Annotated in this window: 2 protein-coding genes; both read left to right on the top strand. The window is 31.4% G+C overall.

The window, feature by feature from the left end:
* A partial coding sequence (gene cas10, locus ABDH49_09010; GenBank protein ID MEN3047090.1) for a type III-B CRISPR-associated protein Cas10/Cmr2 occupies positions 1-1,291 on the top strand: 1,291 nt, incomplete at its 5' end.
* A gap of 1 nt (position 1,292) precedes the next feature.
* Positions 1,293-2,233 (top strand): type III-B CRISPR module-associated protein Cmr3 (gene cmr3 / locus ABDH49_09005; GenBank protein MEN3047089.1); only part of this gene is annotated, 941 nt, incomplete at its 3' end.

Below are 2,233 nucleotides of genomic sequence, written 5' to 3'. Positions count from 1 at the left end.
CAAAGTCTCATCAGTATTTGAAAATATATCATTTCCATCAACTGCAGAGATAGCCTGTTTAGATTTCAAAGAAAGAGTATTAGCTTTGGCTAAGAATGAATATGAGGATTATGAAAAAAAGATAAAAGAGCTTTTTAAAGACTTGGAAAAAATTGAAAGTTCTTGGTTTTATAAAGAAAATCTAAGCGAAAGATATATTAAAGATGAATATGGTATTTCTATTGAACCAAATAAGCTTAAAGAGTTAAAAGAGGCTTTGAAAAAAATCTATAAAAAAGTAGGAAAACCGAAATCCTACTATGCTATTATCCATCTTGATGGTGACAATATGGGAAAATGGCTTTCGGGTGAGCTTCTTCCAGAAATTCAAAATTCGTATAATTCTGAAGTTTGGAATTCAAAATTAAGCGATGACTTTAAAAAGGAACTCAAAGAAATCTTTGATAGAAAACCTTTAACCCCAGCTATCCATGCCTGTATATCAACTGCTTTGAGAAACTATGCTTTGGAGTTTGTTAAAAAAATTGTAGAAGAAGAACATCTTGGAAAAATTGTTTATGCAGGTGGAGATGATGTTCTTGCTTTTGTCAATTTAAGAGATCTTTTTGATGTTATGCACAAACTAAGATGGTCTTTTTCAGGACATATAAAGATAGAAAATGGTAAGATCAAGGTTGATCATAGCGAGCCAACTGGCTTTGTTGAAAAAGATGGAAGATATCTCTTAACCATGGGCACAAAGGCTACTGCCTCTATGGGAGTGGTAATAGCTCATTATAAGACACCACTACAAATCGTAATAAAAAAAGTTTTTGAGATGGAAAAGAAAGCCAAAGAAAAAGATAAAAATGGTTTTGCTATTTGTCTTATGAAAAGATCAGGAGAAGAAAGAATAGCTATGGCAAAATGGCACTATGAGGATAGAGATTGTGAAAAGAGAGATATTATGGAAATTTTAAAAGAATTACTTCTTGCTTTTGATGAAGAAAACCGTTATGGATACATAGCAAAAAGCTTTATCCAAAAAATCGCAAGAAACTTTGTTCATTTAAAGGAAGAAAATGGAAACTATATTTCTTTAAGTGCAATCTTTAATGTAGAACTTTTAAGACTTCTTGAAAGATCTTATAATTCACCAAAGGGAATGAAAATTAAAAGGGATGAAAGAGATAGATTTTTAAATCATACTTATGAAAAGATGAAAAACCTATTTTGGGACACAGGTGGAAATATAGATAATTTTGTGAATTTTTGCAATATTTTGATATTTATTTTAAAAGCGGAGGATTAGAATGTGGGTAAAAATAACGCCAAATGATACTTTATTTTTTCGAACAGGAAGACCCTTTTCAATGGGATCTGAAACTTGGGCAGAAAGTACTTTTCCTCCCCATCCATCAACTATATATGGAGCTTTAAGAACATTTCTTCTGTTTCAAAGGGGAGATTTAAAAAGTTTTAAGGAAAAAGGCTATCCCGATATTGGTTCTCCCTATGAAAAAGGTAGCATGAAAATCATAGGACCATTTATTGGTAAAGATGAGACCATATTTTCCCCTACGCCATTTGATCTCGTAAGATTTAATGAGAAATTAGTTTATTATTTAAAAAATATTAATAAACCAAAAATTTTTATCTCAGATTATAAACTTGATGATTTATTGCTTTTTAGTGGGAAAGAAAAAGTAGAAAATTTTAATGGATTTATAGATGAGCTTTTATTGAAAAGCTATCTTGAAGGCAGAGAAAAAAGTTTTTTCCTACCAAAAAATGAACTTTATAGTTTAGAGCCGAAGATTGGTATAGCAAGAGAAAGAGTAACCCTTACCTCTAAAGAAGGCTATCTTTATAGAGCAACCATGGTCAGATTAAACAGAGGTGTCAGTATCTATGTTAAAGTTTTAAATGCAGATTTACCTAAAAGCGGTATACTTCAACTGGGTGGAGAGGGTAAAACTGCTTATTTTGAAGAATTGAAAAATAATCCTTTAGAGAATTTAGAGAAAATAGATATAAAACTAACAGAGGGATTTTTCAAACTATATCTTGCAACTCCTGCTATTTTTGAGAAAGGATGGATACCTAAATGGATTGATGAAAATACAATGGAAGGTCAGATTCAAGGAATTAAAACTAAACTTATTTCCTGCTCTATCGGTAGATTTTTAAGGATGGGTGGACGGGATATAGCAAAAAGAGAACCGAAAGCTATGAGAAAAGCCGTTCCTGCAGG

Source organism: Candidatus Hydrothermales bacterium, assembly GCA_039630235.1.
Taxonomy (GTDB): domain Bacteria; phylum Hydrothermota; class Hydrothermia; order Hydrothermales; family JAJRUZ01; genus JBCNVI01.
Note: the sequence above shows the minus strand (reverse complement) of the source record. Positions and strands in the feature narration are given on the sequence as shown.